The sequence below is a fragment of the Aequorivita sp. IT1282 genome, from assembly GCF_058068205.1.
Window position 1 is genome coordinate 224,762 of sequence record NZ_JBYRHR010000006.1, and the last position, 23,738, is coordinate 248,499.

Consider the following 23,738-nt stretch of genomic DNA (forward strand, 5'->3'; position numbering starts at 1 on the left):
CAGGGGGAGGTGCCAAAGGCGGAGGGGGACTGTTGAAAACCCGTCAATAAACATTTCCTACAATGCATTGAACCATCATTATTCCATGCTATTTTTGTTTTATGGGAAAAATTCAAGGAAAAACAGTTACGCTTTTACTTTTGGTTGCTATTCTTTTCGGAGTTTTGGGAAGCTGCGACAACACTCCTCAAAAAACCGGCACTTTAATGGATTTCGTTCCCGAAAATGCTGCAATGGTTTTTAAGATTTCAAATCTAGAAAATCTACAGGCGGATATTAAAGCCAATTCGTTGCTTTCCAAATTCGAAAAAACTGCACCCTATTCCTTTTTTACCGAAAGAATGTCGCTGCTTAAAAACTTGCATCCCACTTCGCAAAGTCTTTTGTGTATTAATGAAATCAATGATTCCGTTTCGGCATATACTTTTATTTCAAAACACACTAAGAACCTTTTCCTATCAGATTCCATAAAAAATAAAACCATTGAAACGCTAACGTTTGACGACCAATCATTTCAGAGAATTACGATTGACAAAGAGATTAGTTACTCTGCAATTATCGACAGCGTGTTTGTATTATCGTCTTCGCAACAACTTTTGCAAAACATTCTAAAAGGAAAAACCGAACGCGACGCAACTTTCAAAAAAGTCTTTAATCTGCCCTCTGCAAATGGTCTAACGGCTTTAATGCGCGGAAACAAAATTGTTATAAACGATTCTACCAAAATAGATTTTACTTCGTGGAGCGTTTTGGACGTTGCTATTGCCCCCGAGTCTTTTACCGCTACGGGAATTACACTCGCCACAGACAGCATTCCGCAATTACTTAGCGTTTTTAAAGACCAAGTGCCGCAGCAGAACGATGTTTCGGCTTTGGTACCCACAGATGCTTTGGGTGCTTTGAGTTTTACATTTAACGATGCTGAAACTTTTCAGAATAATTTACGCACTTTTAGAGGTGAAAAAGTAGCCGACAAAACAACGGGAATTTTCGGATCTGTAAGTGAAGTTGGAAGTATTCAGCTTAATAATGAAACCGCCATTTTTATAAAAAGTATTGATGCCTCTTTAACAAACGATGCTTTGGCGCGTTTTGTAACTTCAAAAAGCATGTTTCGCGAAGTTGAAATAAGCAGCTTCAGTGAGCCGCAATTGTTTCAAAAAACATTTTCGCCAATTATTAATTCTGAAAAGGCAAACTACGTTTTTCAACTTGACAATTTCTTCGTTTTTACCGAAACTGAAAACGCTGCCGAACAATTAATAGGTTCGTTTCAAAACAATGCAACTTTAAAAAACACTTCGTATTTTGAAAATACTGCGAAAGGTTTAAGCTCTGCGTCTTCGCTATTAATTTTTAAAATGCAGGGCGAATTTTCTGAAACTATCGCTGGTTTTTTCAATTCGAAAAGTAGAGCGGATATTAAAAATGTTTCGTTGGATAAATTTCCGCTGGCAGTCCTTCAATTTAGTTTCGATAGAAATTTTGCGCACGTAACCCTAAGCTGCAAAGAAGCTGGCGCCTCTGCAAAGAGTGTTTCGGGTAATGTTTCGGAAAAATTCAACATAAAACTTGAAAGCAGCATATTAGGCAATCCACAATTAATAGAAACCAATAACGGAGGTATTAAAGTGGTGGCGCAGGATATGAGTAATACCCTCTATTTTATTTCGGAAAGTGGGAAAATTCTTTGGACCAAAAAACTCGAGTCGGCTATTTTAGGAAAAGTAGAGGAAGTTGAAATTTCTGGCAGCAAAAAGATAGCTTTTGCCACTAAAGATGCTTTCTATATTTTGGACCGAAACGGAAAGGATGCGAGCGGATTTCCTATAAAATTTAAAGATAAAATTACACAACCACTCTCGGTTTTTGATTACGATAACAACCGAAACTATCGCTTTGTAATTGTACAAGACAAAGAAGTTTTAATGTACGATAAAAACGGTAAAACGGTTAAAGGTTTTGGCTTCAATAAAGCGAAGAGCTCAATTGCACAATCGCCGGTACACCTAAGAATGGGCAATAAAGATTACATACTTATTGCTGAAGAAAACGGCAAACTCAACATTTTAAGTCGCGTGGGTAAATCGCGGATTACGGTTTCAAAAAACTTCAAATTCTCTGAAATTCCAATTGTAGATGAAGATGACACTTTTGTGATAATTACGAAAGAGAATACTAAAGAGCGCATTTCGCAGGATGGAAAAATTTCATCGCTAAAACTCGATGTAGGCAGTACGTATTGGTTTACAATCCTGGGAAGTACAAAAGTAACGCTGGACGATAACCTTTTACGCATTAACGGAAAATTAGCCGAACTACCTTTAGGTCTTTATTCTAAACCTCAGCTTTTCAATATTAATAGAAAAACATACGTTACCATTACCGAAACCCAAGAGAAAAAGGTATATGTTTTTGATAAAAATGGAGACCCTTTAAACGGTTTTCCAGTGTACGGAACCTCTGCAGCAGCAATGGCCGAAGGCAGTTCTACAGGTCTGGTTGTTAAAGGAGAAGCCAATAATGTGGTTTTTTATAACATCAATTAATCCGTAACGACCTGCATATTAATTCACTAGCAGAACAATTTCCACATTAGTTCGAAGAATTTTTGTAAATTTAAATTGTAAAGTAATTTCTTTATTTACAAAGAGATGCATTGTATTTAGAACATCGCCTTGGGACAAGATAGTTTGATAACTTAAAACCAATAATTATGATAAAATCATTAATCATTTCGGTATTGCTAGTAGCAATAGTATTACCTGTGGCAAACGCACAATCTAGTTGCAGCAAATTCTATCCGTTTAAGGAAGGCACTAAAGCTGAGATAACATCTTACGATAAAAAAGGAAAAATAGCAGCAGTTGTATCTTATACAGTTTTAAGCAAAACGAAGACTGCTGAAGGGGAAGTTGCAACTATGCAATCTTCTGTAAAAGATGATAAAGGAAAACTAATAGCCGAAACTGAATACAATGTTACCTGCGACGGTTCAAAAATCTCGATAGACTACAATTCGATGTTTAGCCCAATGATGATGGAGCAATTTAAAAACATGGATTATGAAATAAGCGGAATTGATTTAGAAATTCCAAACAATCTTTCTGTGGGTCAGAAACTTCCGGATGCCGAAATGAATATGAAAATTAGCATGAGCGGTATAAACATGAATATGGATGTTACAATTACAAATAGAGAAGTTATTGGCCAAGAAAATGTAACTACCCCTGCCGGTACATTTAATTGTTTTGTAATAACTTATGACATGAGTACCAAGTTGGGAATGACCCAAACTAGCAACTCAAAACAATGGATTGCAGAAGGCGTGGGCATGGTAAAACAAGAAGATTATAAAAAAGGGAAGGTTACCTCTAGCACTGTTCTTACTATGTTTTCAGAATAAAAGGATACAAGTTCAAATTTCAAAAACCGAGGCTTAAGCTTCGGTTTTTTCATTTATTTCAGCTTCAAAAAGTTCGAGAAAATGCTTTGTTAATTTTGCTTTTACTTCTTCCGTAGAAATTTCAACTTTACCCAACTCCACATTTAAAGAAGTAACAGCTTTGTCTTTTATTCCGCAGGGAATCATATTGTCAAAATAACCTAAATTGGTATTTACGTTTAAGGCAAAACCGTGCATAGTTACCCAACGGCTTGCGCGAACGCCCATTGCGCAAATTTTTCTAGCAAAGGGAGTGCCCACATCTAGCCATACGCCTGTTTCGCCTTTGCTGCGTTCTGCTTTTAATCCGTATTCAGCGAGGGTTAGGATAATCATTTCTTCTAATAATCGCAAATACTTGTGAATGTCGGTAAAGAAGTTTTCCAAATCTAAAATAGGGTAGCCCACTATCTGCCCTGGACCGTGATAGGTTATATCGCCACCTCGGTTTATTTTATAAAAAGTAGCATTTATATCTTTTAGCTTTTCTTCTGAAATAAGCAAATTTTCAACATGCCCGCTTTTTCCGAGTGTATATACGTGTGGATGCTCAACAAATAAAAAGTAGTTGGGCGTTTCCTGCAGCAGTGCTTCTTTTTTGTTGTTACTTTTTATCTGTAGAATGCCTTGGAATAGCGCTTCTTGATATTCCCAAATCTCTTTGTAATCTCTAAGCCCGAGGTCCGTTATTTGCAAATTTTTATTCAATACAATGCCGATTTTATTTGGCGCTACAAAGCTATTGATTAAAAATATTGAGTTCTATAAATTTTGTGCTTTTTTGAAATATTTTGCAATATATATTAAAGTTAACATCTTAAATATTTACTAAATTCCTTAAAGGGTATTATATTTACGGTTCTAAACATTCATAAAAACTACAATACAAATGAAAAAAAGTACTTTAAAACCATTTCTGATTGTATGTCTTTTGCTTTTAAGCTTCGGACTACAAGCTCAGAGCGCGCTGTGGACAAAAGTTTCTCCCACAGAGTTGCAAAACCGACAAAAAGCCTTGCGCAATGCTATACCGCAAGACTTTAACCTATTTTCACTGAATACTTCAGCTTTAAAAAGCCAATTGCTTAGCGCTCCACAAAGATTTAGTGGGCAGTCAAACGTAATTATAGAGTTGCCTACAAATAACGGTGAAATACAACGTTTCAGAGTTTATGAAGCTTCTATAATGGAGCCAGCGCTTCAGGCACAACACCCAAACATACGTTCATACGTTGCGCAAGGTATAGAGGATGGCTCTGCTATTGCTCGTTTTAGTGTTTCTAGCGTAGGAGTTCATGTTATGATTTCATCTGTAAACTATTCTACTGTTTACATAGATCCTTATACTCAGGATAGAAATAATTACATAGTTTATAACATCAATAGTGTTCCTGCTAATCTTGACGCCCCCGCATGTTTGACTGTAGAGACTGAAATTATGGATATGCCTGCAAATAACAGAAATGCAGATGACGGCATACTTAGAACTTTTAGACTTGCTTTAGCATCTACTGGGGAATATTCACAATTTCACCTTAACGATCAAGGAATAGATCCAGGAGCAACAGATGCAGTAAAGAAAGCTGCTGTACTTTCTGCAATGAACGTTGCAATGACACGTGTGAACGGAGTTTATGAAAGAGATGCTTCTTTAACTATGGTTATTGTTGCAAACAATACAGATATTATTTTCCTTGATGCTAACACCGATCCTTACACTAATAATAACGGAGGTGCTATGTTGGCTCAAAACCAAGCTACATGCGACGCTCTTATTGGTAATGCTGATTATGATATTGGCCACGTATTTAGTACTGGTGGTGGTGGTATTGCTGGTCTTCGTGTACCATGCGTTACTGGACAAAAAGCAAGAGGGGTTACTGGTTTAACTCAACCAAGAGGCGATATTTTCTTTATTGATTATGTAGCTCACGAAATGGGTCACCAATTTGGTGCAAACCATACTTTTAACAACTCTTGTGGAAATAACAGAAACGGTTCTACTGCTGTAGAACCTGGAAGTGCTTCTTCTATTATGGGTTATGCAGGAATTTGTCCTCCAAACGTACAAAACAACAGTGATGACTATTTTACGGCTATAAGCATACAAGAAATATGGAATCACATTAAAAATGGTGCTGGACAATGTGCAGTGCAAACGCCTACTAACAACCTACCTCCTGTAGCAGATGCTGGAGCTAATTACACTATTCCAAAGTCAACTCCTTTTATTTTAAAAGGTACTGCATCTGATCCAGATGGTGGAAATGTATTATCTCACTGCTGGGAACAAATGAACCCACAAGTTGCACCAATGCCACCGGCAAATACATCTACAACTGGACCAGCTTTTAGAACTTTAGACCCTAGTGCTTCTCCTGATAGATATATGCCAGCAATTGCAACTGTGCTTGCCGGAAACACACAAAGTACTTGGGAAGTAGTTCCTGCTGTTGGAAGAAATATGAATTTCAGATATACCGTTCGCGACAATGTTGCGGGTGGATCTGCTACTGCTAGCGATAATATGTCGGTAACAGTTGATGGAATTTCAGGCCCATTTGTGGTTACTTCACAAAATACAGCTACTACCTGGACAATCGGAAACACTGAAACAATTACGTGGGATGTAGCCGGAACTGACGTAGCTCCTGTAGATAGCCCTAACGTGGATATTTGGTTTTCAACAGATAACGGTCAGACTTACCCAGTTTCAGTAGCGTTAAACGTTCCTAACACAGGAAGTGCTATGGTTAATGTACCAAACGTTAATACAACCACAGGTAGATTGATGGTTATTTCATCTAACAACATTTTTTACGATCTTAACAATGCTGTTATTACTGTAGATGGTGTAGTTAGTGTTGAAGACTTTGCATTTGATAATTTCTCGGTTTACCCGAATCCATCAAATGGAACATTTAACCTTACTTTCAAACCAGCATCAAACGATAAAATTGAAATCTCTCTTTACGATTTAAGAGGAAGAGCGATCAATCAATATACTTTTGATGGGGTTTCTGCTTCAAGTACTTTCAACAAACAATTAGAGTACAATTATATTGAAAGTGGAATGTATTTCCTTGTTGTGAAAAATGGCAACAAAGTAACTACTAAGAAGATTGTGAAAAACTAATTTACAGAAAATTGCATATTGAGTAAAGAGAAAAGACAGGGTTTATATCCTGTTCTTTTCTCTTTCTTTTTTTACGCTATTTTCAACCAAACAGTTCACTTTGAGATATTCTATTGAATATCTCTCAATATCGTTTAATAGCTGCGTATAGTTATTTCTCCCGCTCTTAAAAGGGAAGAATAGGTGTAGTTAAGCTTTATTTGAAAGCTATAAGAAAGAAATCATTTACCTATACAGAAAGAGGCGTTCAAAATTTGAACGCCTCTTTTTGTATTCTAATTTATGAAGTATAGAATGTCTTCAACAAACTTTTAGTCCGTCGTGATTCTTGACTCCCTTTATTGCTAAAGCTTCACCGTTTCCTTAATATGCGTAACCACTTGCGAAGTTTTACCAACTTTAAACTTTAGGTCGAATGACACTGACTGATCAGATTTTTTAACTACTAACTTTCCATCGGTTATTGGGTAATAGCCTGCTTCGCCTTTGCAATAACAATGTTTTCCATAGAGTAATTTTACATCACTTAATGAAGCATTTTCTTTATTTATGGAATTTGTAGATGCTGGTATTTCAAAATGTATTGTTTCAGAATAATTTCCATCTGCGGTACCCTCTGGCCCCTTCTTTAAGTAAGTGTATTCTACAACCATATTTTCGCTAGCCACCATTTCTGGATACACAGCGCCTGTGCCATCTTCTTTAACAACAAAGCTTTTATTTTTATGCAGTACTACCGTACAAGTTCCTTCTTCTGGGCAACCTGCAACATTATTTTCTAGTTGTGCCATATTTGTATTTTCTGATGTAACTACAGTTCCCGTCTGTGTTTTACAGGCATTGACCATAAATAGTGGAATTAAAAAGTATAGTGCTTTCATATTATATTAATTTGTGATTGGTTAATATCATTCAATAATTAGTAATTCGTTTTTCCTAAAGGCATCCGTATTTCAGCAGCTAAAAGCTAAAATCTTAATTTTCTAATTCTACTTGCAAATCTAACACATCCGGATTTTTGAAATATTCCATAAATGATTTTTGTAAAATTACTGTTTTTTTATCTGCGGAAAAGGTAGCGTCAGCATTCGACGTTTTCTTAATTTTCTTCGGAAAAGTATAATTCAAGGTATAATTAGAGCCACCCATAAAAGCTGCAGCCTGTTGCATGCTATCTACTTGTTGTTGATGCATTTTTTTATCTTTTATATACGCATCACGCTTAAAAACCCCGTTTTTAAAGATGTAATTCACGCCAATTAATTCCTGCGAGCCTTCTTCTTTAGTTGTTTTCATCGCTTCGGTTTTGTCGCCAGGCATCAAATTTGCAGCTTGCTCCAATCCGTTTAGCATATCGTTAGCTTCCCCTACATTTTTGAAATTGGTTGAAATAGCATAAATCATTTCAGAAGTTTCAGAATTCATTTTTATATGAAAATTAAAATTTTCTAGCTTCTTTAGTTTCTGTTGTTCTACTGCCGAAAGCGTGGAAATACTATCCCTTTTTTCTTCTAAAAATTCTTTCATACTAATAATGGTGTCCATTTTTACTACTGCAGAATCCATCATTGCAGCACCACCAAAGGCCATCATTTCGTTTAAATTAACTTCAACAGTTATTTGTCCGCTGCCATCAGCATTCATAACCATTGTTTCAGAAAATTGGCAACTCACCAAAGTAAATGTCAAAGCAAAAACAAAGAGTAATTTTAATTGCATAGTCTATTTATTAGGGTTATTTATAATAATAAGTGCGGCAATCACACCAGGAATCCACCCAAGAACGGTAAGTATAAAAACAATTATAACCGATCCGCAGCCTTTGTCTATAACAGCTAATGGCGGAAAAAGAATTGACAACAGCACTCTCCATATACTCATAGAAAACAAAGCTACGATTTATATTCTTTATTTGTGCGCTTCAATAATTTGTTAATAGCCTATCCGTAATTCTTTCGCAGCTAAAACATCTTTTCTCTTTTTTCTTTCCGCTTGCCTCCCTTTATTCAAAACTTCGTATTTCGCATTTCACACTTCGTATTTCGCACATCATTTCCCTATCTTTGCAAACTTATTTTTATACCGAATATATGCAACTGTCCGAACTGGAAATCATCCGAAGAGAAAAACTACAACAACTGCGCAATATGGGCATTAATCCCTATCCCGCAGATCTTTATCCCGTAAGCGATACTTCTAAAAAGATAAAGGATAATTTTGAAGAAGGAAAAAAAGTAGTAATTGCCGGAAGACTAATGTCACGACGAATTCAAGGAAAAGCTTCTTTTGCTGAACTTCAGGATGCTGACGGCCGCATTCAAGTATATTTTAACCGCGACGAAATTTGTACGGGTGAAGATAAAACCCTTTATAATGAAGTGTATAAAAAATTGCTCGATATTGGCGATTTTATAGGAATTGAAGGCGAATTATTCAACACGCAAGTAGGCGAAAAAACGGTAATGGTGAAGAAATTTACACTTCTCAGCAAAGCCTTAAAACCTTTGCCACAACCACGTGTAGACGCAGATGGAAAAGTACACGATGCTTTTACAGACCCCGAACAACGGTATCGCCAGCGCTACGCAGATTTGGTGGTAAACCCACACGTAAAAGAAATTTTTGTAAAGCGCACAAAGCTTTTTAATGCCATGCGAAGCTTTTTTAACGATCGCGGTTATTTTGAAGTAGAAACCCCTGTTTTGCAACCTATTCCGGGTGGAGCAGCAGCGCGACCTTTCACCACTCACCACAACTCGTTAGACATTCCGCTTTATATGCGAATTGCAAATGAATTGTATCTAAAAAGATTAATCGTCGGTGGTTTTGACGGTGTGTATGAATTTTCCAAAAACTTCCGAAACGAAGGGATGGACCGCACCCACAACCCAGAATTTACCGCTATGGAAATTTACGTTTCCTATAAAGACTATAATTGGATGATGGATTTCTGCGAACAATTGCTGGAATTCTGTGCAATTGAAGTAAATGGTACTTCCAAAGCGACTTTCGGAAAACACGAAATAGATTTTAAAGCGCCATACCCACGAGTAACAATGGCGGAAGCAATCCTGAACTTCACCGGTTTCGACATAACTGGCAAAACAGAAGATGAAATCCGAAAAGCGGCGCTCGATATGAAAGTTCCGGTGGACGAAACGATGGGGAAAGGAAAATTGATTGATGAAATTTTTGGCGAAAAGTGTGAAGGCAATTACATTCAGCCAACATTTATTACAGATTACCCAAAGGAAATGAGCCCGTTGTGTAAAGAACACCGCGACAATCCTGAACTTACAGAACGTTTTGAATTGATGGTTTGCGGTAAGGAAATTGCAAATGCATATAGTGAATTGAACGACCCTATAGACCAGCGCGAGCGTTTTGAAGCACAATTAAAACTAGCAGATAGAGGCGACGACGAAGCAACTGCATTTATAGATTACGACTTTTTACGCGCTTTAGAATACGGCATGCCGCCTACTAGCGGTATGGGTATTGGAATGGACCGTTTAGTTATGTTTTTGACTAACAATCCCTCTATTCAAGAAGTACTTTTCTTTCCTCAAATGCGCCCAGAAAAGAAGAGGCCAGAAATGAGCGAGGACGAAAAAGCCGTATTTGCAGTCTTAAAAACCACCTCGCCAGTTGCCTTGGAAGATCTTAAAGCGCAAAGTGGCTTGAGCAACAAAAAGTGGGATAAAGCCATAAAAGGTTTGACAGCATCTAAAGTAGCAAAAGTTGAAAAAACAGAAGATAATTTGATGGTTTCTATGTTATAGAAAATAGTATCACTTCGCCTAAAAAATGGGAAATTGCAGCAATGTAGTTTCCTTTTTTTTATGGCATTCTGCAGTACATTTTAAATAGAATTGAAATTACTTTATTTCAAAACCCTTTGAAATATAAATCTTTACAATTACATTTGGGAATCTATTCACATTTTCTAAACAGACATTTTTTATGAAAAGACTATTATTCATTTCGCTATTATTGTTATTTACGCAGGTTTTCTTTGCTCAGAACAGCAAAGAAACTGTTGCCCAAACTTGGCTGGATAACAATATGCCAATCAACAAAACGAACCAAAGTTTTGCCTTAACAAACAGCCACGCAGGTCCTTCTGGTGAAACATTTCGCTTTCAACATACTGTAAACGGTGTAGAAGTTTTTGATTCTTCAGTAGCAGTTCACGTTTCAAACAAGAACCAAGTAACTTATCACGCAAGTACTTTTGATAGTGCTGTTGAAACAATTAGCACAACCCCTTCAATTTCAGAAGAAGATGCTTTAAATACAGCAAAAACCGCTTTAAGTATTGAGGGATATATTTCTCAAAAGGAGGTGAAACTTTACGTCTATAAAAAATTAGGCGACAGCAAATTGGTTTACAGGGTAACTACAATGTCTGAATTCCGAATGGGGAATTGGGAAACTATCGTAGATGCTGTAACAGGTGCTGTTTTAAGCACACAAGATATTGCGATTTACCATAAAAGAAATGGTGGGGATGACACAAAACATCCAGTAAAACCAACAACCTTGGCTACTGGTACAGCAATGGTTTTTGATCCAGACCCACTTACCAAAACAGGAAGCAATTATGGCGGAAACTATTCTGATAATAACGACGCAACCAACGCAGATCTTGATGCTGCAAGAACCGCAGTAACTTTATTAGATATTGATTTTGACGGAACAAACTACAGATTAAGAGGACCATATACTGAAATAGCAGAATTAGGCTCTCCGTCTACAGGTTTATTTTTACAGACAACTTCAGATTTTAGCTTCACTAGAGACCAACAGGGTTTTGAAGCTGCAAACTGCTATCACCATATTGATAAAAGTTTCCGTTACATCAATGATGATTTAGGAATTCCTTTAGTTTCGCTTTACAATGGCGGAGTGGTTCGTTATGATCCACACGGTGCCAATGGCGCAGATAATTCTTTTTACAGTGCCGGAAGCCTTCAGTTTGGCGAAGGTGGTGTTGATGATGCTGAAGATATGGACGTAGTACTTCACGAATTGGGTCATGGTCTTCACGATTTCATAACCAACGGAAATCTTAGCCAAGTAAATGGTTTAAGTGAAGGAACTGGTGACTACTGGGCAAATAGCTATAAAAGAAGTACAGGTTTTTGGGATATTACAGACCCACAATATTTTTGGGTATTTGGCTGGGACGGACACAACCCATTTTGGGGTGGCCGCGCAACTAATTATGGAGCTATGTATCCAGGTGGACTTACCGGATCAATCCATACAGATGGACAAATTTGGGCAACTGTTTTACTTGAAATCTGGGAAATTATTGGAAGAGAAAAAATGGATGCTGCAGTTTGGGAAGGTCTAGGAATGACCAACAGCAACACGAATCAACAAAACGCTGCTATTGCTGTAAGGCAAGCTGCTATAGATATGAACTATAGCTGTGCAGAGATAGATGCTTTCACAGACAGGTTTACAGCACGTGGCTACGTATTACCAAACTACGTTTGCGATCCAAATGCTTGCGACATTTCAGAAATAGAAACAACTAACATTTCTCCTTGTAACGATAATGGCACTCCTACAGATGGTAGTGATGATTTCTTTACAGCAGATGTTACAGTAACTTTCATAAATCCTCCAGCAACCGGAACTTTAGATTTAACGGGAGACGGAACGGCTTCAGTATCTACATCAGGTTTAACTACATCGCATACGTTTGTAGGCGTTGTGTTTGCCTCTGATGGTACCGCAATTCAACTTTCTGCTGAGTTTTCTGATTCTGCTGATTGTGATTATGACGACAATAACGCAGGTACTGCACCAGCGCCTTGTGTTACTGCAGGAGTTAATGACAATGAATTTTTCGGTGTGGCACTTTATCCAAACCCTGCCGATCAGACTATTTCATTATCAAACTTAACACAAGAATACAATGTAGCTATCTACAATATGCTTGGCCAGAGAGTAAAAGAACAATATGTAGATGCAACTAACAACAGCATCAACATTGACGATCTTTCATTCGGTGTGTATATCTTGAAATTTAATGATTATGACAAAGTGTTACGCTTCGTTGTAAAATAAGTAGTATATAATTTTATATTAAATTGAAATGAGCCGCAGAAATGCGGCTCATTTTTTTTAAAAAATCTACTGCCCATGTTTTTTCCTACTTCTTGGCATAAGTGGTCTCGCATCATCGCAAGTAAACATGAGTAGTAGTATTATAGTCGTATAAAACTATTGAATTTTACAAACCTTAAAAAATTCCTTTTAGAGAACTCCTCTTTTGAATGAGTTAAGACTACTCTTCAATAATTATCTATAAAATTGATTGTAATTAAACTTATTTCAAATATGAGCGTCATAGTTATGTAAAACCTTAAAAAATAAACAGATGAAAAAAGTAATGATAATTTTTATGGCGCTTACCACTTTCGCTATTACCGCACAGAATAAAAATTCTGATAGAAAAGAGCAACGTAGTGAGCAAAAAGAAAATTTTACTCCAGAACAAAAAGCTGAATTGCACGCTAAAAAAATGACGCTAGATTTAGGTTTAAACGAAGCGCAACAAACTAAAGTGAACCAAGTGCTACTCGAAATGCAGAAAAATAAACCCGAGCGTTCTGAAAACAGAAAAGAAATGACAGACACGCAAAAGTTTGAGGCAAAAGCGGCTATGCTAGACAGACGCATCGCAATGAAGAAGGCAATGAAAGAAATCCTTACAGAGGAACAATACACTAAATGGGACAAAAGCCAAGGTCATAAACAGCATCGTTCTAGCAACAAAAATAGAATGGAGAAGCGCGGAGATAAGTAATAAAGACTCCAATTATATTTTATGGCGCAATTATTGTTTTAGTTATAATCAAATTGGTTACATTAGTAACTTTAAATTTAAAAACAACTAAAATGAAAAACCTACTAACAGTATTCGCATTTGCAGTAACCATGCTTTTGGGAGTTCAAACAATCTCGGCTCAGCAGTTGTCGCAGGACAAAAGCAGACCAGAAGTAATTGCCAAGACAGAAACTGCAAAATTGACTGATGCATTAAATTTAAACGGTGATCAAAGTCGTGCTATCTTTAGAGCTTACGTAGCAAAAGAAGTAAACTATCAAAAGCACATTGACGGTAAAGATGTAAAAGATGCAACCGTTAAAGCCAATAAGGATAAATTCGATTCTTCTCTGAAGGAAACAATGAAAAAAACCTTAACGGCAGATCAATACACCCAATGGGTAAAAATGAATAATTAGTGATTGATTATTAGTAATTCCAAGACCCTTTCTAAGTTTAGAAAGGGTCTTTTTTTTGGAATATCAAAAAATATTTGTGACACTATTTGCCAACTTCCTGTGCTTAGTAGTTAACTTTTATTTCAAGTTTTTAGCAACCTTTCCACATGCTGCAATAGTAGCGTCTAAGTCTTCATAACTCAGCGCATCGCAGATAAACCAAGTTTCAAAAGCACTTGGCGCAATATAGATTCCTTCGTCCAACATTCCGTGGAAAAAGATTTTGAAATTTTCATTATTCGCATGAGCTGCCGAAGCAAAATCGGTTACGGGCATTTCAGAAAAATGTATCGAAATCATAGATCCCAGTCTGTTAATAGTGAACTTTACATTTTCTGAAGTAAGCGCCGCGTCTAAACCTTTATGCAGATATTCGGTCTTTTTATTGATAGAATCAAAAATCGCTCGATTTTCGTTTAATTCTTTTAACATCGCCAATCCTGCAGCCATTGCCAGAGGATTTCCGCTCAATGTTCCCGCCTGATAAACAGGACCAAGGGGCGCTAGTTGATTCATAATTTCTTCTCTTGCAGCAAATGCACCAACAGGCAATCCGCCACCAATTACTTTTCCAAAAGTTACTATATCGGCTTTCACCCCAAATAATTCTTGAACTCCACCAGCAGCAAGTCTGAAACCAGTCATTACCTCATCAAAAATTAAAAGAATATCGTTGTCATCGCAAAGTTTTCGCAAGCCTTCTAAAAATCCTTCGGCAGGTGGAATGCAACCCATATTTCCCGCAACAGGTTCTAAAATAATACAGGCTATTTCGTTTTTGTTTGCAGCAATAACTTCTGCCACATTGTCCAAATCATTATAAGTTGCCAGCAGCGTATCCTTCGCGGTTCCTTCAGTTACACCAGGACTATTTGGTGATCCGAAAGTAACGGCGCCACTTCCTGCCTGAATAAGGAAGGAATCGCTATGCCCGTGGTAGCAGCCTGCAAATTTTATAATTTTATCTTTCCCCGAAAAACCACGTGCTAAACGAACAGCACTCATACAAGCTTCGGTACCGCTATTTACAAAACGGATTTTATCAATATTCGGAACCATGGAAACGGCAAGCGCCGCTATATCAGTCTCAATTTCTGTGGGCATCCCGAAAGAAGTTCCTTTTTTCGCCTTCTCAATTACCGCGTTTACAACAGGCTCAAAAGCATGGCCAAGAATCATTGGGCCCCAAGAATTTATATAGTCTATTAGTTTGTTGCCATCAACGTCGTAAATATATGCGCCTTTCGCTTTTTCTACAAAAATAGGATCCCCACCTACGGCTTTAAAAGCACGTACAGGCGAATTTACGCCTCCGGGAATAACTTTTAACGCCTCTTGAAAAAGAGCACTGCTTCTTTGGTATTTCATGGTAATAATTGAAGAATTCGTAATAATATTATTTAATTGCTGTTGAAGAAATATTCAAACTGAAAACTGCAAATGCAACTTTCTTTTTTACTGATTTTTTAGAGAATGCAGATACAAAACCTGACCAATAGACAAATCATTATTTTTTAATCCGTTGTATTGTTTTAGGTTTTCCACAGTAAGATTAAATTTTCTCGAAATACTATATAGTGTATCGCCAGCTTGGACTGCGTAAGTAGCAATTTTGGAATCATCAGGATCTACATTTCTTACTCTCTTGCCTAAAACCTGATTGTCGTATTGATCTAATCTGTATCTTTCTACAAGGCTTATAAGTTTTTCCGGATACTTGGGGTCCGTTGCATAACCCGCTTTGCGAAGCCCATGCGCCCAACCTTTATAATCGTCTTTGCGCAATTTGAATAAATCTTGATAACGACTACGTTGCGTTAAAAACAAGGAGTGATCGCGATAAGAATATTTAGGATCGTTGTATTTTCTGAAACACTCTCCGCGTTCATCATCGTCGTGATAAACACTATCGCCTTCCCAACCGGTATGACATTTTATACCGAAATGGTTATTAGCCTTCATCGTAAGTTCGCCCGCACCAGCGCCACTTTCCAAAATACCTTGGGCAAGCGTTATGCTGGCTGGAATACCGTATTGCAGCATTTCTTCCATGGCTATACCGCTATATTCGTTAATGTAGTTAGCTACACGTTCACTGTACGGAATATTTACTGGCACATCAACCACGCGAGGTTCTTCTGCTTTGGTATTGTTCTCCTTAACAGATGGATTTGTGCGAACAACACGCTCGGTGTTGGGTTTCTTTTTATATTTTGAAGCCGTTTTTTTCGATTTGCAACTGCCAAAACAAATAATACATACAATAAGTAGGAAAGTTAATCTGCCAATCATATTATTCAATTATAGGTAGGTTTTTCTTTTTCAATTTTTGGTTCATACCTGCTATGCCTTGCAAACCGCCCGTATGAACGGCAAAAATACAGCTATTTTCTTTGAAATACCCCTTTTTTAGTAGATCCATAATACCGTACATCATTTTTCCGGTATAGACAGGATCTAATGGAATAGCCGTTTTTTTCTTGAACTCATTTATAAAACGAACCAATTCTGAATCTATTTTGCCATACCCACCAAAACAATAGGAATCGGTGATTTCAAAATTAAATTTCGAAGTATATTTTGATATTTCGGAAGATTGAAAAGTTCCTTTTAAAGCTGAAAAACCTAAAACATGTTGATTTTCATTTGAAGCTTTTACCAAACCAGCCATCGTACCCCCAGTACCTACAGGAACACATATATAATCTGCCGAAAAATTATCTTCGCCTAAAATTTCTTCGCATCCTTTTACTGCCAACGCGTTAGTTCCACCTTCTGGCAACAAATAAAAATTTCCAAATTGATTTTTTAACTCAGCTATAAATTCAAGCTCCTCTTTCAGCCTATATTCTTCCCGAGAAACAAAATGCAACTGCATCCCACATTCCTTTGCAAAAGTAAGCGTCGGGTTTTCTGCAATCTTGCTTTCTAATTCTTCCCCTCGAATAATCCCGATGGTTTTAAAACTCATCTTTTTTCCGGCAGCCGCAACAGCTGCAATATGATTTGAATAAGCACCGCCAAAAGTAAGAAGTGTATTCTGCCCCTGTTCTTGGGCAGCTTGGAGATTGTATTTTAGCTTTCTAAATTTATTCCCCGAAACAAACGGGTGCAATAAATCTTCTCGTTTTATAAATAATTTATAACCCGTTATATTGAAAAGAGAGAGATCTATTTCAACAATAGGAATGGGTTTTGCCAGCGAAAGGTTTTCCATTGAACAAAGATATTGACAAATTGACTAATTCGGCTTTTAAAAAATCTAATTGCAAACATACTTGTCAATTATATATTTGGTAATTGGCCTCAGCGTTTTATTGGTTTGCGGATGAAGACCATAACTCGAAAAATATTCCATTCCGCCATTCCTATCTTTTCCGTACCAAATACGAACACTTCCATCCTCATTAAAAAACTGGGTCGAGCAATTTATAGATAACTCTCTAAAACCCTCAATGCGCTCCTGTTTATATGCTTTAAGGATTCCAGTTTTTAACTTTTCACCGTCAAAACTAGTTTCAACATAATGAGTGGAATTCCATTCCATCCATCGTTGTTTTGTAAAATAATGGTATCCAAAAAATCCAATAACCGCTATCAAGAAAAGTGACATTAGCATTAGCAGCAATTTGTTTCTTTTCTTTGGAACATTTCCTTCATCTGCGCGCCCTTTTACTTCATCTATAGTATTCTTAACGAGAAAATCGTTGTAATTATCATATCCCAAATATTGCGCTAAGACCATTAAAACTTGAGGCTGCGGAATATTAATAGCTCCCCCATCACTATTCTTCGCTTCCTTATAGAAATCCCTTAGGCGTCTATCACCATAAGGAAATGTTTCAGAGATAATTTCTGATAAACGTACGGCACATTGATTTACTGAGGGGCTGTTAATGCCTTCACTATTCAATTTCTGCTCTACTTTCTCAAAAGCATTTAAAAGTAATTCTCTATGCATATAAACTGTTTTTCAACATTTTAAAACTACAAAAACCAAATGGAAAATACTTGGAAATTCTTTTCCATAACCTTTCCATTTCCTTTCCAACCTTTCAGGCACATTCTTTCTTCATTTGCTTCAGTATTGCAATGCCACCTTGGGTGTAACAGGGTTTACAAAACATTTCAATACTACTACTGGAGCCGCAGTTTAAGTTGATTGGCCATTATGAGAAGTAACCTCTCGCCTTACTTCTGCGCTCCACACTTCTCAAATCGGAAGGATTCACTTCCACCATAAGGTGTCGCTGTAAAATTCTCTGGGTAAATACCTGGACAGCCACGCTAGTATCAACTTTTAAATCATACAAAATGAAAAAAATAGCTTTAATTTTATTTACGGTTTTTCTCAATATGGGTCTTTTTTCCTGTACCCCACAAGCAATTTCTGAGGAAGTGAAGAGCACACAAGCCTGTTGCGGCGATGATGGGAATTTACCACCGCCTCCTCCGCCTCCGCCTATTGGTGGAAACGGAGGCGGATAGAGATTTGCCAATTTGTTAGTACTTTAGGGGAATGAATGCACATAGCTTTTCATTCCTCTTTTTTTTAGGCGCTTTTTACTATTAGGCAGTAAATTCTATTCGCAACAAAATGATAGTTCATACTACTATTACAACTAAATGTTGCATCCTATCCAAAGTTCAAATATACCTCTTGATATAAAGTATTACATACCCCAGTCTGAAATTTCCTCAAAAACAGTTACCCTTATCGAACGCCCAAAGGACTGTATAATGAATTGAGGAGGATATATAGGCTATTTTCAGCTCCTTACGGAATCCCGTAAGGAATTTTTATTTAGGTGTTGTAGGTTTGAAGTTACTAACAAATAAAACTAATCGAAATGAAAAATATTACTTTCCTCCTATTTGCTTTACTCATTATAGCCACTTCTTGTTCCTCTTCAAAAAACATTAGGTTTTCAAAAAAACCAGATGAAATTGTAAAAACAGAGTCTTTGAAAAAATTCCTCGCCATTAATAAAAATCCAAAAGTAGTGCTAAGGGTTAATGAATCTTCATACACGGTTACGGAAAACGAAAATATTGATTACCTGTATAATGCTATAGAAAACCAGCTTTTGGCTAGCGGCTTTGTTGTAAGAGACAGACAGTTGTTCAATCAAATAATAGGCAATGAAGACAATAATGTAGATTATGAAGTTCTCAAAAACAAGTCAGACACAGACCTGATTATTGAATTAACAAAACTTGATCCCAAAATCAAGTATTCTACAAACAAATACTTCAATAAAAATAATGATGAAAAAATAGAGCAATCCTATGTTCACGAACGCTACGGCGCTTCTGTAGAATTTAAAGTAGTCCTTATTAGTACCAACGAATTTGCGGGAGTTTACAAGTTCAATTATACTCCCTGTACTGAAGGTTGTGTCATCAAAAAATCTATGAACGAGTTAACCAAAGAACGTAGAACGCGTGAAAAAAATGGGCCTAAAGGTTATGAAGGTGTAGAAAAAGATGAACTGGAAATATTTATTAAAGATGCAACACAACAATTGGTTGCGGAAATGAGAAATTGATATAATCTCTCAAGGAATCCCGTAAACGATTGAAACCAAGATTATAGATTTAAACATTCATATCAAAATTTTAAAATATGGAACTCCACAACCAACTAAAAGCATTAGCAGATAAAATTCATCAGCTAAAAGACAAAATAGAAACAGAAGAATCTACCAAACACGCCTTTGTACTGCCCTTTATTAATATTTTGGGATATGATACTTTCAACCCCACTGAAGTAGTTCCAGAATTTACAGCCGACCTGGGCCTTAAAAAGGGCGAAAAAGTCGATTATGCCATTTTTCAAAACGGTAACCCAATCCTCATTGTGGAATGTAAAAACTGGAAAGAAAACCTCAACGTTCATAATTCACAATTGTTCCGTTATTTCCATGTTACAAAAACACGTTTTTCATTGCTCACCAACGGAATAGAATATCGCTTCTACACAGATTTGGAAGAACCCAACAAAATGGACGAAAAACCATTTTTGGAATTCGATATCACAACGGTAAAAGAAAATGTGATAAATGAAATAGCCAAATTTCACAAATCAAATTTTGATGTAGACTCTATTGTGGACAATGCCAGTTCCCTTAAATATACAAGGGAAATCAAAAGATTAATTTCCGACGAACTCACCACTCCCTCCCATGACTTTGTAAGGCTCTTTGCAAATAAAGCATATTCCGGAAGACTTACTGAACGTGTAATGGAAGAGTTTACAGAGCTCGTCCAAAAAGCTTTCAATCAAACCATAAGTGAAAAGGTAAATGATCGGCTTAATGCCGCAATAAATAAAGAAGCAGAAAAACAACAGGAGGATAATATTGAAGTTCAAGAGCCGGAAAGCAAAGTTATTACTACTGAAGAGGAAATGGAAGGATTCCGAATTGTAGTAGCAATCCTGAGAAGAAAACTGCCCATAAACAGAATAATACACCGTGATACTCAATCCTATTTTGGAATTCTCTTGGATGATAATAATCGGAAACCACTCTGCAGGTTACATCTAAACGGAGGCAATAAATATGTGGGTGTTTTTGACGAAAAGAAAAACGAAACTCGGGAACCAATTCAATCAATAGACGACATCTATAAATTTGAGGAGGCACTTTTGAGGACGGTAGATTATTATATATAAAATCTAACTATATTAGTTAATCGATTACTTTAAATAAGGTTTATAAAATAAGAATATAACATTAAGATGAAGATTCTAAAATTGGTAATTTTCGTGTTTATATTGGGGTACACCTCAAATACTCCGAAAAAGAGATCACTTTAGAACAAGCCATCAACCTTGGCTACCAAGCCTGTTCCATTTGCAAGCCAAAGTGATCACGGTGTCCGAGTGTTTTTTATGAAGCGCAGCGGAATAAAAAATGAATCCAAGCCACCCTAACGCAAACCCACCCATTACGGAAAACCGTAACTGTAAGCATTTTATATCAATGGTGGGACTCCTTAAAGCATTGTCATCATTGAGAACTAGACACGATTCCAATATCTCTTTATTCATCGTGTTTTCACTAAATACCCTCCAACCACACGCACCAGCCGCTCTTACTTTTTCCTTCCAGAAAAATTTCCCCTGTTTGCACTATAATCTAAATTCTATGAAAGACGAATAAAACAGTAGTAGGAATTTTGTTTATAGTATATTTAAAGTAACTATATACTATACTTATAGTATGTTTATAGTATATATACAGTATCTCTATAGCGTATAATACTTATATTAAATACACGATATCCCACTGGCATCCCTTGGAAAAAACACATCATATTTAAAGTATAAAAAAGAAGAAAAGTTTAGAAACTAAATCCGAAAATCCCTGTTACCCCAAAGCTTCGTGCATCAATATTATCTAAGTAATTACCTCGGAAGTTAAAATCGAGTCTGAAAACTCTAAAGATGTTACCCACCCCAACACTGTATTCCCAGTAGATATCTTCGGGAGATTGATAAACTATATTGGAAGCGTTTAAGTCTTTATTCTCTTGCGAAATTGTACCATAAACAGCTCTAAAACCAACAACTTCACGTAGGTCAAGTTTTCTAAGTAATGGAATTCGGGAGAAAATTCTACCTCCAAAGTTGTGTTCCAAATGAAGTGAAGTATAGGTATCACTTACAAATTCGTAATAATCTAACTGCGTAAAAGTATTGTAAAGACTGAAATAAGTTTGATTTCCAGGAATTGGATTTAGCAGACTTAACGGAACTGCGCCAATGGTTGTACCTACCTCAACAGTAGAAAGCAAACGACCAATACCACCTATATTCCAAGGTTGGGTGTAAAGTGCTTGCAATTTTTTGTATTCAAAATCGCCTCCCATTACATCTTTTAGTCCGTAGCTATAACCTGCATAAAACGATGGAAAATCGCCATCGTTTATTACCGTGCGCTCCACGCCATAACCTGAAGTTTTACGTCCGGGACTATATAAAAATCCTACTTGAATTTCGGCTTGTTTTAGTTGGCTCTTTACATCGCCTGTAAATAGACCATCTTCCATTACTTTATAATCTATACTGAAAGTTTCGGTAGCAGACTCTAAAGTTCTATAAGAACCTGTTAAGCGTAATATAAAGTTCTTCCACGGTTCAATATCAAAACCAATGGTACTTAAGTTTATTCGAGACAACCTATCATTTGAGCCCACAGAAAGCAGCGACGACGACGCCAAACTTCTTCCCAAAACATCATTACTATTTGTTAAGCTAGCTCCGGTTTGCTCCACATCTCGACGGTTACCGCCAAAGACAGTAAGTCTAGATTTTCTATCTAAAAGCAGCTTTCCAGAAATACCGTATTTAAAACGATCGTCTTTAAAACCGTAAGCTCCAAAACCTTCTATTCTCCAAGGGTCATTTTGTCCAAAATAGGTTCTACCTCCCAAACGGATTCGCATACCTTCAGCTTCATTAAAACCAAAAATTGAAAAAACAGGGCCGATATCAAAATTGTTTACTTCGTAATAACCACTGGCCAATGTTGCACCCACATTGTAAAGCGCTTTAAACCGACCTACAGTTTTAAGCGTGTCCAGCATTTTGTAAACGCCTGTTTCGTCTTTGCTTAGTTTCTCCATTCGGTTTGTATCCCAAAAATCATCGGGACGGTTGTAAACCTCATAATTATATGGATCTACTTGCTGCGAATAAAACTTTTTGTCTTTCGGAATATCAAAAACATAATTATCATATAAGGTGGTACGTTTGCCATAAACGCCTCGAGCTTCTTCCTTTTTCCTAAAGCTGAAATCGCTCATAAAATAGTCGCGAGTAATTAGGAAAGTAGAATCGTTTAATACTTCAAACTCCTGCTCTATATACACATCGCGCACCCAGTTTAGGTTTGCGCTTTTGGAAGCTTTTAAATTTATTTCTTTAATAGCCCAAGTGGAATCATTCACCCAAAAATCGCCTTTAAAAGTCAGTTCATTTTTTCGGCGTGGGTAATACACAATATTATAGCACCATTTATTATCGCGATAGGCACTGTCGCGCAACACGTAATTGTAAACGTCTATTCCAGTTTTTGATAGCGGACTAGTAAAAGCTTTATCGAAAAATTTCAGATAATTATCATAAACATCATAGTCGCTATAAAGATCTTTTACGAAAGCGATAAGTGTTTGATTGTTATCAAAACCAGAGTTTTTATTTCCTTGAAGCACTTCCTTTTCTTCAGATAAAGAATTGTCGCCATAGACTTTGGAAGCTGCCTCATTTATAAAAATAGGCAGATACGTATTACCAGTTACACTTGAAGTATCGGTCTGGTCAAAAATGAATTCCATCCCTTTAAAAATCTTGCTTTTAATGAGCGCACTATCAATTGTATTTAAATCAAATTCAAGTTTTTCGTATTTATCGTACTGGTATTGTTTGAATTTTTTAACCCCATTCTCCCTGCGATTTTCCCAAATCTTCCGAAGAATATCCAAAGCTGGATTATTCTTTTTTGAAGTTTTTCCTGCAAATATAACCACCTCGTCCAACGCATCAGCACTCTCTTCCAAAAGTACTTCCATAGTGTAGGTAGTTCTCGTAGTGAGTTCCACTTCTTTAGTTGTGAAACCTATAAAAGAGAAGATTACGGTTTTATAAGTTTTATCGCTTTCTAAGTAAAATCGACCGTTTTCGTCGGAAATAGTTCCCTCCTGCGAATCTTTATAGATAACATTCGCAAAGGCAACAGGATAACCCGTAGCGTCTTTAATTACACCGCTTACTTTGGTTTGGGAAAATACCGAAGCACCAGTTAAAATAAAAAAAGATAAAAGAAGGTACTTCATAAATTAGGGGGACGA

Annotated in this window: 19 protein-coding genes; 10 read left to right on the plus strand and 9 right to left on the minus strand. The window is 36.8% G+C overall.

Features of this window, described 5'->3' with window-relative positions; all coding sequences use genetic code 11:
* Window positions 1-101: 101 nt before the first annotated feature.
* On the plus strand, window positions 102-2,549 hold the full coding sequence (locus AC3RVG_RS14340) for a hypothetical protein (RefSeq protein ID WP_489692156.1): 2,448 nt from the start codon (window positions 102-104) through the stop codon (window positions 2,547-2,549).
* Between the two features lie 167 nt (window positions 2,550-2,716).
* Complete coding sequence (locus tag AC3RVG_RS14345) at window positions 2,717-3,406, plus strand: TapB family protein (RefSeq protein ID WP_489692157.1); 690 nt, start codon at window positions 2,717-2,719, stop codon at window positions 3,404-3,406.
* 33 nt (window positions 3,407-3,439) lie between these two features.
* Here the strand turns inward: AC3RVG_RS14345 and lipB are convergent, their stop codons facing one another.
* Window positions 3,440-4,153 (minus strand): lipoyl(octanoyl) transferase LipB, encoded by a 714-nt coding sequence (gene lipB, locus AC3RVG_RS14350; RefSeq protein WP_489692158.1) that lies wholly within the window; start codon window positions 4,151-4,153, stop codon window positions 3,440-3,442.
* A gap of 181 nt (window positions 4,154-4,334) precedes the next feature.
* Between lipB and AC3RVG_RS14355 the strand changes: the two genes are divergently transcribed.
* Window positions 4,335-6,581 (plus strand): zinc-dependent metalloprotease, encoded by a 2,247-nt coding sequence (locus AC3RVG_RS14355; protein WP_489692159.1) that lies wholly within the window; start codon window positions 4,335-4,337, stop codon window positions 6,579-6,581.
* 344 nt (window positions 6,582-6,925) lie between these two features.
* Here AC3RVG_RS14355 and AC3RVG_RS14360 read toward each other — a convergent pair whose 3' ends face one another.
* From AC3RVG_RS14360 to AC3RVG_RS14370, 3 genes are all read right to left on the minus strand, one after another.
* Window positions 6,926-7,462 carry a hypothetical protein gene (locus AC3RVG_RS14360; RefSeq protein ID WP_489692160.1) on the minus strand — a complete coding sequence of 179 codons (537 nt, stop codon included), beginning with the start codon at window positions 7,460-7,462 and terminating at the stop codon, window positions 6,926-6,928.
* A 94-nt stretch (window positions 7,463-7,556) separates the two neighbouring features.
* A complete protein-coding gene (locus tag AC3RVG_RS14365) occupies window positions 7,557-8,300 on the minus strand; it encodes a hypothetical protein (protein ID WP_489692161.1) in 744 nt (247 codons plus the stop codon).
* A gap of 3 nt (window positions 8,301-8,303) precedes the next feature.
* Complete coding sequence (locus AC3RVG_RS14370; protein WP_489692162.1) at window positions 8,304-8,462, minus strand: YqaE/Pmp3 family membrane protein; 159 nt, start codon at window positions 8,460-8,462, stop codon at window positions 8,304-8,306.
* Between the two features lie 209 nt (window positions 8,463-8,671).
* Here AC3RVG_RS14370 and lysS point away from each other — a divergent pair, with 209 nt between their 5' ends.
* The 4 genes from lysS (at window position 8,672) to AC3RVG_RS14390 (ending at window position 13,844) form a co-directional block, all read left to right on the plus strand.
* Window positions 8,672-10,363 (plus strand): lysine--tRNA ligase, encoded by a 1,692-nt coding sequence (lysS, locus tag AC3RVG_RS14375; protein ID WP_489692163.1) that lies wholly within the window; start codon window positions 8,672-8,674, stop codon window positions 10,361-10,363.
* 181 nt (window positions 10,364-10,544) lie between these two features.
* Complete coding sequence (locus AC3RVG_RS14380; RefSeq protein WP_489692164.1) at window positions 10,545-12,662, plus strand: T9SS type A sorting domain-containing protein; 2,118 nt, start codon at window positions 10,545-10,547, stop codon at window positions 12,660-12,662.
* Between the two features lie 313 nt (window positions 12,663-12,975).
* Window positions 12,976-13,404, plus strand: coding sequence for a DUF4890 domain-containing protein (locus AC3RVG_RS14385; RefSeq protein ID WP_489692165.1), 429 nt, complete (start codon window positions 12,976-12,978; stop codon window positions 13,402-13,404).
* A 92-nt stretch (window positions 13,405-13,496) separates the two neighbouring features.
* Window positions 13,497-13,844: a hypothetical protein gene (locus tag AC3RVG_RS14390; protein WP_489692166.1), complete on the plus strand. Its 348-nt coding sequence runs from the start codon at window positions 13,497-13,499 to the stop codon at window positions 13,842-13,844.
* Window positions 13,845-13,961: 117 nt separating this feature from the next.
* Here AC3RVG_RS14390 and hemL read toward each other — a convergent pair whose 3' ends face one another.
* From hemL to AC3RVG_RS14410, 4 genes are all read right to left on the minus strand, one after another.
* Window positions 13,962-15,251: a glutamate-1-semialdehyde 2,1-aminomutase gene (gene hemL / locus AC3RVG_RS14395; RefSeq protein ID WP_489692167.1), complete on the minus strand. Its 1,290-nt coding sequence runs from the start codon at window positions 15,249-15,251 to the stop codon at window positions 13,962-13,964.
* A gap of 87 nt (window positions 15,252-15,338) precedes the next feature.
* Window positions 15,339-16,175 carry a glucosaminidase domain-containing protein gene (locus tag AC3RVG_RS14400; protein WP_489692168.1) on the minus strand — a complete coding sequence of 279 codons (837 nt, stop codon included), beginning with the start codon at window positions 16,173-16,175 and terminating at the stop codon, window positions 15,339-15,341.
* Window position 16,176: 1 nt separating this feature from the next.
* On the minus strand, window positions 16,177-17,100 hold the full coding sequence (locus AC3RVG_RS14405) for a 1-aminocyclopropane-1-carboxylate deaminase/D-cysteine desulfhydrase (RefSeq protein ID WP_489692169.1): 924 nt from the start codon (window positions 17,098-17,100) through the stop codon (window positions 16,177-16,179).
* Between the two features lie 45 nt (window positions 17,101-17,145).
* The gene (locus tag AC3RVG_RS14410; protein ID WP_489692170.1) at window positions 17,146-17,844 is read right to left on the minus strand and encodes a hypothetical protein; all 699 of its coding nucleotides are present in this window, start codon (window positions 17,842-17,844) and stop codon (window positions 17,146-17,148) included.
* 353 nt (window positions 17,845-18,197) lie between these two features.
* Between AC3RVG_RS14410 and AC3RVG_RS14415 the strand changes: the two genes are divergently transcribed.
* The 3 genes from AC3RVG_RS14415 (at window position 18,198) to AC3RVG_RS14425 (ending at window position 20,559) form a co-directional block, all read left to right on the plus strand.
* On the plus strand, window positions 18,198-18,371 hold the full coding sequence (locus AC3RVG_RS14415; protein ID WP_489692171.1) for a hypothetical protein: 174 nt from the start codon (window positions 18,198-18,200) through the stop codon (window positions 18,369-18,371).
* A 362-nt stretch (window positions 18,372-18,733) separates the two neighbouring features.
* Window positions 18,734-19,432 carry a hypothetical protein gene (locus AC3RVG_RS14420; protein WP_489692172.1) on the plus strand — a complete coding sequence of 233 codons (699 nt, stop codon included), beginning with the start codon at window positions 18,734-18,736 and terminating at the stop codon, window positions 19,430-19,432.
* A 77-nt stretch (window positions 19,433-19,509) separates the two neighbouring features.
* The gene (locus AC3RVG_RS14425; RefSeq protein WP_489692173.1) at window positions 19,510-20,559 is read left to right on the plus strand and encodes a type I restriction endonuclease; all 1,050 of its coding nucleotides are present in this window, start codon (window positions 19,510-19,512) and stop codon (window positions 20,557-20,559) included.
* Between the two features lie 671 nt (window positions 20,560-21,230).
* Here AC3RVG_RS14425 and AC3RVG_RS14430 read toward each other — a convergent pair.
* A complete protein-coding gene (locus AC3RVG_RS14430) occupies window positions 21,231-23,723 on the minus strand; it encodes a DUF5686 and carboxypeptidase-like regulatory domain-containing protein (protein WP_489692174.1) in 2,493 nt (830 codons plus the stop codon).
* Window positions 23,724-23,738 lie beyond the last annotated feature (15 nt).